Here is a 13870-nt window from a genome sequence, read left to right as displayed (position 1 = left end):
CATGAGCGAAGAAAACACGTACGACTCGACCAGCATTAAAGTGCTGAAAGGTTTGGATGCCGTACGCAAACGTCCCGGTATGTACATTGGCGACACCGATGATGGTAGCGGTCTGCACCACATGGTGTTTGAGGTGGTCGATAACTCCATCGACGAAGCTCTGGCCGGTCACTGCGACGACATCAGCATTATCATCCACCCGGATGAGTCCATTACCGTGCGTGACAACGGTCGTGGCATTCCGGTAGACGTACACAAAGAAGAAGGCGTTTCGGCGGCAGAGGTCATCATGACCGTGCTCCACGCCGGCGGTAAGTTCGACGACAACTCCTATAAAGTATCCGGTGGTTTGCACGGTGTGGGTGTGTCGGTAGTGAACGCACTGTCCGAAGAGTTGATTCTTACCGTTCGCCGCAGCGGCAAGATCTGGGAGCAGACCTACGTCCATGGTGTGCCACAGGAGCCGATGAAAATTGTTGGCGACAGTGAAACCACCGGTACCCAGATCCACTTCAAGCCCTCGGCTGAAACCTTCAAGAACATCCACTTCAGCTGGGACATTCTGGCCAAGCGGATTCGCGAACTGTCCTTCCTCAACTCCGGTGTCGGCATCGTCCTCAAGGATGAGCGCAGCGGCAAGGAAGAACTGTTCAAGTACGAAGGCGGCCTGCGTGCGTTCGTTGAATACCTGAACACCAACAAGACTGCGGTCAACCAGGTGTTCCACTTCAACATCCAGCGTGAAGACGGCATCGGCGTGGAAATCGCCCTGCAGTGGAACGACAGCTTCAACGAGAACCTGTTGTGCTTCACCAACAACATTCCACAGCGCGATGGCGGTACTCACCTGGTGGGTTTCCGTTCTGCGCTGACGCGTAACCTGAACACCTACATCGAGGCGGAAGGCCTGGCGAAGAAGCATAAAGTCGCCACCACGGGTGATGATGCTCGTGAAGGTCTGACTGCGATTATCTCGGTCAAGGTTCCGGATCCGAAGTTCAGCTCCCAGACCAAAGACAAGCTGGTGTCTTCCGAAGTGAAGACTGCGGTTGAGCAGGAAATGGGCAAGTACTTCTCCGACTTCCTGTTGGAAAACCCGAACGAAGCCAAGCTGGTCGTCGGCAAGATGATCGATGCTGCCCGCGCCCGTGAAGCCGCGCGTAAAGCCCGTGAGATGACCCGCCGTAAAGGCGCGCTGGATATTGCTGGCCTGCCGGGCAAACTGGCTGACTGCCAGGAGAAGGACCCTGCCCTCTCCGAACTGTACCTGGTGGAAGGTGACTCTGCTGGCGGTTCCGCCAAGCAGGGTCGCAATCGTCGCACCCAGGCCATCCTGCCGTTGAAGGGTAAGATCCTTAACGTCGAGAAGGCTCGCTTCGACAAGATGATTTCCTCCCAGGAAGTCGGCACCTTGATCACGGCATTGGGCTGCGGTATTGGCCGTGACGAGTACAACATCGACAAGCTGCGCTACCACAACATCATCATCATGACCGATGCTGACGTCGACGGTTCGCACATCCGTACCCTGCTGCTGACCTTCTTCTTCCGTCAGTTGCCTGAGCTGATCGAGCGTGGCTACATTTACATCGCCCAGCCGCCGTTGTACAAAGTGAAAAAAGGCAAGCAAGAGCAATACATCAAAGACGACGACGCCATGGAAGAGTACATGACGCAGTCGGCCCTGGAAGATGCGAGCCTGCACTTGAACGACGAAGCCCCGGGTATCTCCGGTGAGGCGCTGGAGCGCCTGGTTAACGACTTCCGTATGGTGATGAAAACGCTCAAGCGTTTGTCACGCCTGTACCCTCAGGAGCTGACCGAGCACTTCATCTACTTGCCATCGGTGAGCCTGGAGCAGTTGGGTGACCACGCACACATGCAGGATTGGCTGGCCCAATACGAAGTGCGTCTGCGTACCGTCGAGAAGTCCGGCCTGGTATACAAAGCCAGCCTGCGTGAAGACCGTGAACGTAACGTATGGCTGCCAGAGGTCGAACTGATCTCACACGGCCTGTCGAACTATGTCACCTTCAACCGCGACTTCTTCGGCAGCAACGACTACAAGACTGTAGTCACCCTCGGCGCGCAACTGAGCACCCTGCTGGACGACGGTGCATACATTCAGCGTGGCGAGCGTAAGAAAGCAGTCAAGGAGTTCAAGGAAGCTTTGGACTGGTTGATGGCCGAAAGCACCAAGCGCCATACCATCCAGCGATACAAAGGTCTGGGCGAGATGAACCCGGATCAGTTGTGGGAAACCACCATGGACCCGGCTCAGCGTCGCATGCTGCGCGTGACCATCGAAGACGCCATTGGCGCAGACCAGATCTTCAACACCCTGATGGGTGATGCGGTCGAGCCTCGTCGTGACTTCATCGAGAGCAATGCCTTGGCCGTGTCTAACCTGGACTTCTGAACAGGCTCACTGCTAAAACAAAAAGGCCAACGCTAGCGTTGGCCTTTTTTATTGGCTGCTGGTTGAGCCTTTTAAAATGCTCCACGTGGAACATCAACGGTTTTAACTCTCTGTGGCAGTCGCCACGCTCTCTAACCGATACCCGTACCCATAGATCGTCAACAGTTGCCAACCGCGGTCCGCCGTCAGCCCAAGTTTGTTGCGCAGACGGTAGATGTGCGTATCCAAAGGTCGTGACGAAACCATTTCCTCGTGGCTCCAGAACCGCTCATACAGATACTCGCGAGACAGCGGTCGGGCCAAGTTGGCGAACAGGCAACTGGCCAGACGGTATTCCCGTTCCGTCAGGTTGATGGGTTTGCCTGCGCGGGTGACGGTCAGTTCAGCGTCGTCGAAGGTCAGATCATTGAAGCTCTGCACTTCCTGGGTAGCCGACTTCTGCAGGCCGTGGCGACGCAAAACAGCGCTGACTCGGGCTTTGAGTTCGTTGGGTCGAAAGGGCTTGCTGACGTAATCATCCGCCCCGCTGTTCAACGCTGTGACGATATCGCTCTCGGCATCGCGACTGGTGAGCATGATCACGGCAGGGGGCGATTCCATGTGCTCGCGGGTCCAGCGCAATAATGCAATGCCCGAGATATCCGGCAGTTGCCAGTCAAGTATCAGTAGGTCAAAGGTTTCCCGACGCAACTGGCGCAGCAGGTCTTCACCGCGTTCGAAGAAATGCAGGGACCATGGCTGCTCCGCAGGGCTGGGAATTTGTCGCAGTGTCTGTTCCACCCGTCGCAATTCGGCGGGTTCGTCATCCAGTATTGCGACTCGCATGGGTGGGTCCTTCCTACAAAAAATACGACAGCTTCAATGGGAGGCACATGCTGCGCAAAGGCCGGTCTCTGAATCTGAATAATTATGGACGGATTCTAAGATCCCTGGTTCTCTCGATACGCTGATATCAACTTCAAGAGCCTTTCTTCCTCAGGGAAAGATACCGACTCCCGTCTATAAGGAAAAGGTTCGCTGCCAATAGCCTCGCCGGTACGTGATGCCCATACTCTTATGTGCGGTATGGATTATTACGCTGTCCTGCACAAAGTCCTCCAATGAGACCGAAATAAGCTTCACTGGTTTCAGAACATCGCATGCGCTTCATCGTAACCATCTGGAGAGGGAACTAGTCCTGTGAAACTATGGAGCAAGGCCGAGAAACGCCAACCTACCCAGGCACAGCTTCTGTTTCATGGTTTGGTGCGCGAATGGCTGCTGATCGGCTTGGTATTGCTGCCCTTTACTGTTTACTTATCCTTGAGCTCAGGACTGGCCCTCAATAACCCGCTCTACGATAGCTTGCGCCGGCTGACACCTTTGCCGGTAGATCCACGAATTTTGCTGGTGACCATTGATGCCCCCAGCCTGGAATTACTCGGCCCATGGCCCTGGCCGCGTAGCGTGCATGCCGACCTGATTGAACGCCTGAGCAGCGCCCAGCCGGCGGGCATTTTGTTTGATGTAATCTTCAGTGAGCCCGGCAGTGATGCCGATGACCAGCGATTGGCCGATGCCGTATGCAAGGCCGGCAATGTATTGCTGCCTGTCATCGGTGACAGCAGTGTGAGCCCTAGCCCCCCAGAAGAGCCGTTGTCACCACTGCTCAAGTGCGCCAAAGGCGTCGGGCATATCAACGTCGAAGCAGATAAAGACGGTGTCGTACGCAGCATGTATCTGCGTGAAGGTCCTCCCGGCAGGACGCTCCCGCAATTGGCATGGCTGGCATTCACATTGAATGGGCAGGCGCGGATCATGCCTGGGCTGACGCAAGCGCCCAGCAGCGAACGGTGGCACCAGGAACATGAGATTCGTGTACCTTTCACCTCCACGGCTGACCACTTTCCCAGCGTGTCCTACGTCAGCCTACTACACGGTGAGGTGCCTCCCGAGTTGCTGCGTGGCCGGCTGATTCTAATAGGCGCTACCGCCTATGGAATGGCTGATCGTTTCGTTACACCACTCTCCTCCACCGTTGGCACGACAGCGGGTGTGGAGATCCAGGCGGATGTGCTCAACGGCTTACTGCAGGATCGCAGCATTGTCGACCTGCCCGGTTGGCTGGCAGCGCTGTTGGCAACGTCATTGGTAACGTTGCTGCTGGGCCTTCTGTTATATCGCCCACGCTACGCCCTGTGGATGACATTGGCGGGCATGGTCACGGCGTTGGTGGGGTCATGGGCGCTGTTGCGCCTGGGCCACTGGTGGTCGCCCGCGGCGTGCATGATTGGTCTGCTGCTCAGCTATCTGATCTGGAACTGGCGACGCTTGAGCGTGATCCTTGCCTACTTCGGCTGGGAGCTGGCCCGCCTGGATAACGAGCCCAAGGTGCTGCCTGAGCGTCGTCGTGCACCCGCCAGTAAAGGTGACGTACTGCAAGGGCGGATCTTTGCCCTTGAGCAAGCAGTGAGCCGCACGCGGGATACACGGCGCTTTATGGCCGATGGATTGGAGTGCCTGCCCGTCGCGACGCTGATTACCGACCCCCAGGGCAGTATTCTGTTGGCCAACCGCGTGGCCCGTGAAGTATTCGGCAATGATCTGGTCAGCGAAAACCTCGTCGAACAACTCGCCGATTTGGGTTATCCCCCGCTGCATAACGGCGTACGCCCTGCCCTGTCGGCACTGGAGCTGGTCGAGTTCCGCGACATCCACCAACGCAGTTTGCGCATGGAGCTTGCACCTTTGCTTCCGGCCGAAGGTGATTTTGCCCTCGGCTGGCTGTTGAGCCTGACTGACCTGAGCAAGGAGCGCGAAGCCCAGCAGCACCGTGAGACCATGTTGCGTTTCCTTTCCCACGACCTGCGTGCACCGCACTCGGCGATCCTTGCTTTGCTGGATGTGCATAACAGTGAGTCGCCAGTCTTTGCTCAAATCGAACAGCAGGTTCGACGGGCCTTAAGCCTTACCGAATCTTTTGTGCAGTTGGCCAAGGCCGAGGCAGACGGCTACCAGTTCCAACCGACCCTGTTCGCCATGTTGGTGATGGACGCCTTTGATCAAGTGGCAGTGATTGCGCAACTCAAGGGCATCCACCTGGTCCACGATCTGGATGAGGCCGACGAGGCCATGGTTTACGCCGATCAGTCATTGCTCACCCGGGCATTGTTCAATGTGCTGGAAAACGCGATCAAATACTCTTCTTCCGGTACCACCGTCAGGCTGAGGCATGCCAGCGCGCAAGGTTGGTTGGAATGCCGTATCAGCGACCAGGGGCCGGGCATTGCAGCCAAGGATTTGCCGGAGTTGTTCAGCCAATACCGGCGCTTCGATTCCGCCCAGGGCAGTGACGGTCTTGGGCTTGGGCTGACTATGGTTAAAGCCGTGGTTGAACGGCATGGCGGGCGCATCGTTTGTGAAAGTGAGCTGGGCAAGGGCTCGACATTCATCTTGCTAGTGCCGCAGTTGGACGAATGAAAAACGCACTTTTCTGCTGTGCATAAAAAACCGGTCACAAGGACCGGTTTTTTAATGAAGAAAAAACTTATGCACGTTTTTCGAGATTTTATGAGCTCTAGAAATATGTAAGTAAATCAGCTTCTTATGAAGCAAAAAAGCCGATTCGCCAACAAAGCGTACACAGGTTATCCACAGATACTCAAACCGCTGGCGTCTCCACCACAACAGGTTCTGGAGGCAAGGAGCCCATGGCCCGCTGCTGCGCTTCATTCCACGCTGCGGCGCGGTCATTCAGCGCGGCAATGGCACGCGGCCCTTCGCCTTCTGCGTACATAGGTTCGCCGATAACTACGGTGATGGTGCCTGGGCGTTTGGCCCAGCCGGTCTTGGGCCAGAACTTGCCCGCATTATGCGCAATTGGCAGCACCGGCAAGTTGGCGTTGACCGCCAGCGCGGTACCGCCCCGTGAGAACTTGCCCACCGTGCCGTAGGGCACCCGCGTGCCTTCCGGGAAGATCAGTACCCACACGCCATCCTTGAGCAGCTCGTCACCCTTCTTGGCGACATGCTTGAGCGCCGCCTTGGGGTTGTCGCGGTCGATGGCGATCGGCCGGAGCATGGCCATGGCCCAGCCGAAAAATGGCACATACAACAGCTCCCGCTTGAGCACCTGGCTCAGCGGCGAGAAGTAGGCCGAAAGGAAGAACGTCTCCCAGGTGCTCTGGTGGTTCGAGAGAATCACACAGGGCTGTTCCGGGACGTTTTCAGCGCCCTTGATCTCGAAGCGGATGTTCAGGAATACCTTGCTCAGCCACAACGCGCAGCGGCACCAATAAACGTTGATGAAGCGATAGCGCGCCTTGAAGGGTAGGAACGGTGCAATAAAAAAGCTCAGGGTGCACCAGAGAAACGAACTGGTGCCCAGCAGCAGGTAAAAGAAAAAGGTTCTGATGGCCTGCAAGATCGACATGGCGGCATTTACCGTTGCGGGACACGGCCCGCCTGTTAAAAGCGCACTCCCGAACAATCCTTGGTCAGGAAGTCGAGGGCGGCTAGTTGTTGATAAGTTCTGCGGCAACGGCCGCCAGATCGTCAAAAATCAAGGTGCCTACCGGCAGGTTTTTCGCCTGGGTCTTTTCGCCTTTTCCGGTCTTAACCAAAACTGGCTGAGAGTCGACGGCCTTGGCCGCCTCCAGGTCACCGAGGCTGTCCCCGACGAACCATATCCCAGCCAACGGCACCTTGTAATGTTCTGCAATGATTTTCAACATGCCAGGCTTGGGCTTACGGCAATCGCAGCCCTCATCCGGCCCGTGGGGGCAGTAGACCACTAGCCCCACCTCGCCTCCCTGCTCGGCCACTAACGTGCGCATACGCGCGTGCATGGCGTCCAGGGTAGCGATGTCGTAATAGCCACGGGCGATGCCGGACTGGTTGGTAGCGATGGCCACCGTCCAGCCGGCTTTGCTCAACTGCGCGATGGCCTCGATCGAGCCGGGCAGCGGGATCCATTCATCCACCGACTTGATGTAAGCGTCGGAGTCGTAATTGATCACCCCGTCCCGATCGAGAATCAGCAGCTTCAACATGATCAGCCCAGTACGGAAATGTCAGCGATATTGATGAACAGGCCACGCAGGCGCGCGAGCATGGCGTAGCGGTTTTTCCGCACGCCGGCATCGTCGGCATTGATCATCACCGCCTCAAAGAACGCGTCCACCGGTTCGCGCAACGACGCCAGGCGCGCCAACGCTTCAGCGTAGTTACGCTCGGCGATCAGCGGCTTGACGGCGTTTTCAGCCTTGGCGATGGCGGAGTTCAGCGAGAACTCCTTGGCATCGGCAAACAGGCTCGGGTCAACTTCGGCATTGCCGAGGTTGTCGGCCTTGCTCAGCAGGTTCGACACGCGCTTGTTCACGGCGGCCAGCGCATCGGCTTCCGGCAGCTTGCGGAACGCTTGTACGGCTTGTACACGCTGGTCGAAGTCCAGCGCCGAACCCGGTTGCAGGGCACGCACCGACAGGTAGACGGAAACGTCCACGCCTTCGTCTTCGTAACGCGCACGCAGGCGGTCGAACACGAACTCCAGCACTTGCTCGGCCAGGCCGGCTTGCTTGACCTTGGCACCGAACTGGCCGACGGCGAACACCACGGCCTGGGTCAGGTCGAGGTCCAGCTTCTTGTCGATCAGGATCCGCAGCACGCCCAAGGCCGCACGGCGCAGGGCATACGGGTCTTTGCTACCGGTTGGCAGCATGCCGATACCGAAGATGCCCACGAGGGTATCCAGCTTGTCGGCGATGGCCACGGCCGCACCGGTCAGGGTGGTCGGCAGTTCTGCACCGGCACCGCGCGGCATGTACTGCTCGTTCAGGGCCAGGGCGACTTCTTCCGGCTCGCCATCGTTGAGGGCGTAGTAGTAACCGGCAACGCCTTGCATCTCAGGGAACTCGCCGACCATCTCGGTAGCCAGGTCGCACTTGGACAGCAAGCCGGCACGTGCGGCCCAGGCTGGGTCGCCGCCAATACGCGGGGCAATGTAGGCCGCCAGTTTGGAAACCCGCGCGGCCTTGTCGTAGACACTGCCGAGTTTTTCCTGGAACACCACGTTTTGCAGGCGCAGGTTGAAGTCTTCGAGCTTCTGCTTCTTGTCTTGCTTGAAGAAGAACTCGGCGTCAGTCAGGCGCGGGCGAACGACTTTTTCGTTACCGGCGATGATCTGCTGTGGGTCCTTGCTTTCGATGTTGGCCACGGTGATAAAACGCGGCAGCAACTTACCGTCCGCGTCCAGCAGGCAGAAATACTTCTGGTTGTCCTGCATGGTAGTGATCAGCGCTTCTTGCGGCACATCGAGGAAACGCTCTTCGAACGAGCACACCAGCGGCACTGGCCATTCCACCAGGGCGGTCACTTCGTCCAACAGGCTTGGCGGCACGATGGCAGTGCCTTCCTGCAGACGCGCCAGCTCTTCGGTACGTTTGCTGATCAGCTCACGACGCTCATTGGCATCGGCCAGCACGTAAGCGGCGCGCAGGTCGTTGAGGTAGTTGGCCGGCGAGGTGATGCGTACGCTTTCCGGATGATGGAAGCGGTGACCACGGGAGTCACGACCGGCCTTCTGGGCGAGAATAGTGCAATCGATGACCTGGTCACCGAGCAGCATCACCAGCCATTGGGTCGGGCGCACGAACTCTTCCTTGCGCGCACCCCAGCGCATGCGCTTAGGGATAGGCAAGTCGTTCAGGGAGTCTTCAACGATGGTCGGCAGCAGGCTGGCGGTCGGCTTGCCAGTGATGACCTGGCTGAAACGCAGTTTCGGGCCGCTCTGGTCGATCTCGCTCAGCTCGACGCCGCATTTCTTGGCAAAGCCAAGGGCGGCTTGGGTCGGGTTGCCTTCGGCATCGAAAGCCGCCTGGCGCGGTGGGCCGTCCAGGTTGATGCTGCGGTCCGGCTGCTGGGTTTCCAGGGCGGTCAGCAGTACAGCCAGGCGACGCGGCGCGGCGTAGACTTTCTTCGCTTCAAACTTCAGGCCGGCGCCCTGCAGGCCTTTTTCGATACCGGCCAGGAACGCATCGGCCAGGGTATTGAGTGCCTTGGGTGGCAGCTCTTCGGTGCCCAGTTCAACCAGGAAATCTTGAGCACTCATTGTGCAGCCTCCAGCTTAGCCAACACTTCATCACGCAAATCCGGGGTTGCCATCGGGAAGCCCAGCTTGGCGCGAGCCAGCAGGTAGGCTTGGGCGACGGAACGCGCCAGGGTGCGTACACGCAGGATGTATTGCTGGCGCGCCGTCACCGAGATAGCACGGCGGGCGTCCAGCAGGTTGAAGGTATGGGACGCCTTCAACACCATTTCATAGCTTGGCAACGGCAGCGGCTGGTCGAGTTCGATCAGGCGCTTGGCTTCGCTTTCGTAGAAGTCGAACAGTTCGAACAGCTTCTCGACGTTGGCGTGTTCGAAGTTGTAGGTGGACTGCTCCACTTCGTTCTGGTGGAACACGTCGCCGTAGGTGACTTTGCCGAACGGGCCGTCAGCCCACACCAGATCGTAGACCGAGTCCACGCCCTGCAGGTACATGGCCAGGCGTTCGAGGCCGTAGGTGATCTCGCCGGTCACCGGGTAGCACTCGATGCCACCGGCTTGCTGGAAGTAGGTGAACTGCGTCACTTCCATGCCATTGAGCCAGACTTCCCAGCCCAGGCCCCAGGCGCCCAGGGTTGGTGACTCCCAGTTGTCTTCGACGAAACGGATGTCGTGCACCAGTGGGTCCAGGCCAACATGTTTCAGCGAGCCCAGGTACAGTTCCTGGAAGTTGTCCGGGTTGGGCTTCAGTACCACCTGGAACTGGTAGTAGTGCTGCAGACGGTTCGGGTTTTCGCCGTAGCGGCCGTCAGTCGGGCGACGACTGGGCTGCACATAAGCGGCGTTCCAGGTTTCCGGGCCGATGGCCCGCAGGAATGTAGCGGTGTGGAAAGTGCCGGCGCCTACTTCCATATCGTAGGGCTGAAGTACCACACAACCTTGCTCGGCCCAGTATTGCTGGAGGGCGAGGATCAAGTCTTGGAAGGTACGCACGGCTGGCGTAGGCTGGCTCACGAAATTCACCTGTTACTTGGGCTGCGATTTAAAGAGCGGGAGTATACCCGATTCGGCCCTGCCACCACCCCCTGGAGCCTTATGCCACGCTGCTTTTGGTGTTCTGAAGATCCGCTGTACATGGCTTATCACGATCAGGAGTGGGGAACGCCGCTGCGCGATGCGCAGGGTTTGTTCGAGTTGCTTTTGCTCGAAGGGTTCCAGGCTGGCCTGTCCTGGATCACCGTTTTACGCAAACGCGAGCATTATCGGAAGGTATTGTTCGGCTTTGATGCGCAGCGTCTGGCGCAGTTGAGCGATGACGAAATCGAGGTGCTGATGCTGGACCCGGGCATCGTGCGCAATCGCTTGAAGCTCAACGCTACCCGGCGCAACGCCGCCGCCTGGCTGGCGTTGGAAGATCCGGTGGGGCTGCTCTGGTCGTTCGTCGGCGGCATGCCCAAGGTCAATCACTTCAAGGATCGCAGTGAAGTCCCGGCGATTACCCCCGAGGCCGAAGCCATGAGCAAAGCCTTGAAAAAAGCCGGCTTCACTTTTGTCGGGCCGACCATCTGCTACGCCTTCATGCAGGCCTCGGGCATGGTCATGGACCACACCCAGGACTGCGACCGTTACGCGGACTTGGCCAACGCCGGTTAGAATGCCGGCTTCGCGCACCACACACGATCAGGAGTGACCTGTGGAAAAGTTTAAAGGCGCCTTGCTGGTAGGCGCTCTCCGGTTATTTGCCCTGCTGCCCTGGCGCGCCGTACAAGCCGTCGGCACGGGCATCGGCTGGATCATGTGGAAAACCCCCAACCGCTCCCGCGACACGGTGCGGATCAATCTGTCCAAATGCTTCCCGGACATGGACCCAGCCGAGCGCGAACGCCTGGTGGGCCGCAGCCTGATGGACATCGGCAAGTCCCTGACCGAAAGCGCCTGCGCGTGGATCTGGCCGGCCCAGCGTTCCATCGACCTGGTACGCGAAGTCGAGGGCCTGGAAGTGCTGCACGAAGCCCTGGCCTCCGGCAAAGGCGTGGTGGGTATCACCAGCCACCTGGGCAACTGGGAAGTGTTGAACCACTTCTATTGCAGCCAGTGCAAACCGATCATTTTCTATCGCCCGCCCAAGCTCAAGGCGGTGGACGAATTGCTGCGTAAACAGCGCGTGCAACTGGGCAACCGCGTGGCGGCGTCGACCAAGGAAGGCATCCTCAGCGTGATCAAGGAAGTGCGCAAAGGCGGCCAGGTGGGCATTCCTGCCGACCCGGAGCCGGCCGAATCCGCCGGTATCTTCGTACCGTTTTTCGCCACCCAGGCACTCACCAGCAAATTCGTGCCGAACATGCTCGCGGGCCACAAGGCGGTCGGCGTATTCCTGCACGCCCTGCGTCTGCCGGATGGCTCGGGCTACAAGGTGATCCTGGAAGCGGCGCCGGAAGACATGTACAGCACCGACACTGCCACGTCCTGCGCGGCGATGAGCAAGGTGGTGGAGCGTTATGTAGGCGCCTACCCGAGCCAGTACATGTGGAGCATGAAGCGCTTCAAGAAGCGCCCACCGGGTGAGGCGCGGTGGTACTGATGTATCGCTGACTCAAGGTTGGCACAAAACAAATGTGGGAGAGGGCTTGCTCCCGATAGCAGTGTGTCAGCCAATATATATTTGACTGGACTACCGCTATCGGGAGCAAGCCCCCTCCCACATTTGAATCCGGCATTAAGCCTGGCGGTCGAGCTTTTTCAGGAATACCGTCATCTCTTTTTCGGCCTGCTTATCTCCGTGGGCCTGGGCCGCTGCAATCCCCTGCTCCCATGCCTGCCGTGCTGCGTTTTTATCGTCCAGCGCAGCGTGCGCCTTGCCCAACAACTTCCACGCCGCCGAATACTTCGGATCAAACTCGACGCACTTTTGCAGATGCTCCGCCGCCTTGGCGTGGTCCTTCAGGTCCAGATAACCCTTGCCCAAGCCAAAGCGCAGCAGCGAATTATCCACACCCTTGGCGAGCATTTTTTCCAGGGATTCGAGCATGCCGATGTACTCCGTCGTATCAGAAAAAGCTCAATCCCACGTGGAACAGTTTCTCCACATCGCGGATATGTTTTTTATCCACAAGGAACAAAATCACATGGTCACCCGTGGCGATCACTGTGTCGTCATGGGCAATGATCACTTCTTCATCGCGAATGATTGCGCCAATGGTGGTGCCCGGCGGCAGGCCGATATCGCGGATGGCCCTGCCAATCACCTTGCTCGACTTCGAGTCACCGTGGGCAATCGCCTCGATGGCTTCCGCCGCGCCCCGGCGCAGGGAGTGCACGCTGACGATATCGCCACGGCGCACGTGAGCGAGCAAGGTGCCGATAGTCGCCAGCTGCGGGCTGATGGCGATGTCGATGTCGCCGCCCTGGATCAGGTCGACATAGGCCGGGTTGTTGATGATCGTCATCACCTTCTTAGCCCCTAGCCGTTTGGCCAGCAGCGACGACATGATGTTGGCTTCGTCATCGTTGGTCAGGGCCAGGAAGATATCGGCGTCGGCGATGTTCTCTTCCATCAGCAGGTCACGGTCCGAGGCGCTGCCTTGCAGTACGACGGTGCTGTCGAGGGTGTCGGACAAGTGCCGGCAACGCGCAGGGCTCATCTCGATGATCTTCACTTGGTAGCGACTTTCGATGGCCTCGGCCAAACGCTCGCCAATCTGCCCGCCGCCCGCGATCACAATGCGTTTGTAGCTCTCGTCGAGCCTGCGCATTTCGCTCATGACTGCACGAATATTCGCTTTGGCGGCGATGAAAAACACCTCGTCGTCGGCCTCGATCACCGTATCGCCCTGGGGCAGGATCGGCCGGTCACGACGGAAAATGGCGGCTACGCGGGTTTCCACATTCGGCATGTGTTCGCGCAGCTGGCGCAGTTGCTGGCCCACCAGCGGCCCGCCGTAGTAAGCCTTTACCGCCACCAACTGCGCCTTGCCTTCAGCGAAGTCGATCACCTGCAAGGCGCCTGGAATCTCGATCAGGCGCTTGATGTAGTGGGTCACCACCTGTTCCGGGCTGATCAGCACGTCCACGGGGATGGCGTCGTTATCGAACAGGCCGGCACGGGTCAGGTAGGCCGCTTCGCGCACCCGGGCGATCTTGGTCGGGGTGTGGAACAAGGTGTGGGCCACCTGGCAGGCGACCATGTTGGTCTCGTCGCTGTTGGTTACTGCGACCAGCATGTCGGCATCGTCGGCACCCGCCTGGCGCAGCACCGTCGGAAACGACGCGCGGCCTTGCACCGTACGGATATCCAGGCGGTCGCCCAGGTTGCGCAGGCGCTCGGCATCGGTGTCGACCACGGTGATGTCGTTGGCTTCGCCGGCCAGATGTTCGGCCAGCGTGCCACCGACCTGCCCTGCCCCAAGGATGATGATTTTCATCCGGTCA

At 58.7% G+C, this 13870-nt stretch carries 11 protein-coding genes; 4 read left to right on the top strand and 7 right to left on the bottom strand.

What is annotated here, in order from left to right:
• The first annotated feature begins 1 nt into the window (after position 1).
• A complete protein-coding gene (gyrB, locus tag FRT59_RS10910; protein WP_046070218.1) occupies positions 2-2419 on the top strand; it encodes a DNA topoisomerase (ATP-hydrolyzing) subunit B in 2418 nt (805 codons plus the stop codon).
• A 102-nt stretch (positions 2420-2521) separates the two neighbouring features.
• Here gyrB and FRT59_RS10905 read toward each other — a convergent pair whose 3' ends face one another.
• Complete coding sequence (locus FRT59_RS10905; RefSeq protein ID WP_034116590.1) at positions 2522-3244, bottom strand: response regulator transcription factor; 723 nt, start codon at positions 3242-3244, stop codon at positions 2522-2524.
• A 354-nt stretch (positions 3245-3598) separates the two neighbouring features.
• On the opposite strand from FRT59_RS10905, the gene FRT59_RS10900 reads away from it, so the two are divergent.
• On the top strand, positions 3599-5878 hold the full coding sequence (locus FRT59_RS10900) for a CHASE2 domain-containing protein (protein WP_198809679.1): 2280 nt from the start codon (positions 3599-3601) through the stop codon (positions 5876-5878).
• A gap of 181 nt (positions 5879-6059) precedes the next feature.
• Here FRT59_RS10900 and FRT59_RS10895 read toward each other — a convergent pair whose 3' ends face one another.
• The 4 genes from FRT59_RS10895 to glyQ all read right to left on the bottom strand — a co-directional run bounded on the left by FRT59_RS10895 (position 6060) and on the right by glyQ (position 10456).
• On the bottom strand, positions 6060-6830 hold the full coding sequence (locus FRT59_RS10895) for a lysophospholipid acyltransferase family protein (protein WP_153871210.1): 771 nt from the start codon (positions 6828-6830) through the stop codon (positions 6060-6062).
• An 82-nt stretch (positions 6831-6912) separates the two neighbouring features.
• On the bottom strand, positions 6913-7452 hold the full coding sequence (gene gmhB / locus FRT59_RS10890; RefSeq protein WP_198809685.1) for a D-glycero-beta-D-manno-heptose 1,7-bisphosphate 7-phosphatase: 540 nt from the start codon (positions 7450-7452) through the stop codon (positions 6913-6915).
• Positions 7452-9506 carry a glycine--tRNA ligase subunit beta gene (gene glyS, locus FRT59_RS10885; protein WP_153871209.1) on the bottom strand — a complete coding sequence of 685 codons (2055 nt, stop codon included), beginning with the start codon at positions 9504-9506 and terminating at the stop codon, positions 7452-7454. The genes gmhB and glyS overlap by 1 nt, the downstream gene beginning before the upstream one ends.
• Positions 9503-10456, bottom strand: a complete 954-nt coding sequence (gene glyQ / locus FRT59_RS10880; RefSeq protein WP_003213601.1) for a glycine--tRNA ligase subunit alpha — start codon at positions 10454-10456, stop codon at positions 9503-9505. The genes glyS and glyQ overlap by 4 nt, the downstream gene beginning before the upstream one ends.
• Positions 10457-10537: 81 nt before the next feature.
• On the opposite strand from glyQ, the gene FRT59_RS10875 reads away from it, so the two are divergent.
• Together FRT59_RS10875 and FRT59_RS10870 are read left to right on the top strand one after the other, a co-directional pair.
• Positions 10538-11095, top strand: a complete 558-nt coding sequence (locus FRT59_RS10875) for a DNA-3-methyladenine glycosylase I (RefSeq protein WP_153871208.1) — start codon at positions 10538-10540, stop codon at positions 11093-11095.
• Positions 11096-11135: 40 nt separating this feature from the next.
• Positions 11136-12023: a lysophospholipid acyltransferase gene (locus tag FRT59_RS10870; RefSeq protein ID WP_014716285.1), complete on the top strand. Its 888-nt coding sequence runs from the start codon at positions 11136-11138 to the stop codon at positions 12021-12023.
• A 135-nt stretch (positions 12024-12158) separates the two neighbouring features.
• Here FRT59_RS10870 and FRT59_RS10865 read toward each other — a convergent pair whose 3' ends face one another.
• Positions 12159-12470: a tetratricopeptide repeat protein gene (locus FRT59_RS10865; protein WP_153871207.1), complete on the bottom strand. Its 312-nt coding sequence runs from the start codon at positions 12468-12470 to the stop codon at positions 12159-12161.
• 19 nt (positions 12471-12489) lie between these two features.
• Positions 12490-13863: a Trk system potassium transporter TrkA gene (trkA, locus tag FRT59_RS10860; protein ID WP_034116596.1), complete on the bottom strand. Its 1374-nt coding sequence runs from the start codon at positions 13861-13863 to the stop codon at positions 12490-12492.
• Between the last annotated feature and the right edge of the window lie 7 nt (positions 13864-13870).

Source organism: Pseudomonas haemolytica (assembly GCF_009659625.1).
Lineage (GTDB): Bacteria > Pseudomonadota > Gammaproteobacteria > Pseudomonadales > Pseudomonadaceae > Aquipseudomonas > Aquipseudomonas haemolytica.
Note: the sequence above shows the minus strand (reverse complement) of the source record. Positions and strands in the feature narration are given on the sequence as shown.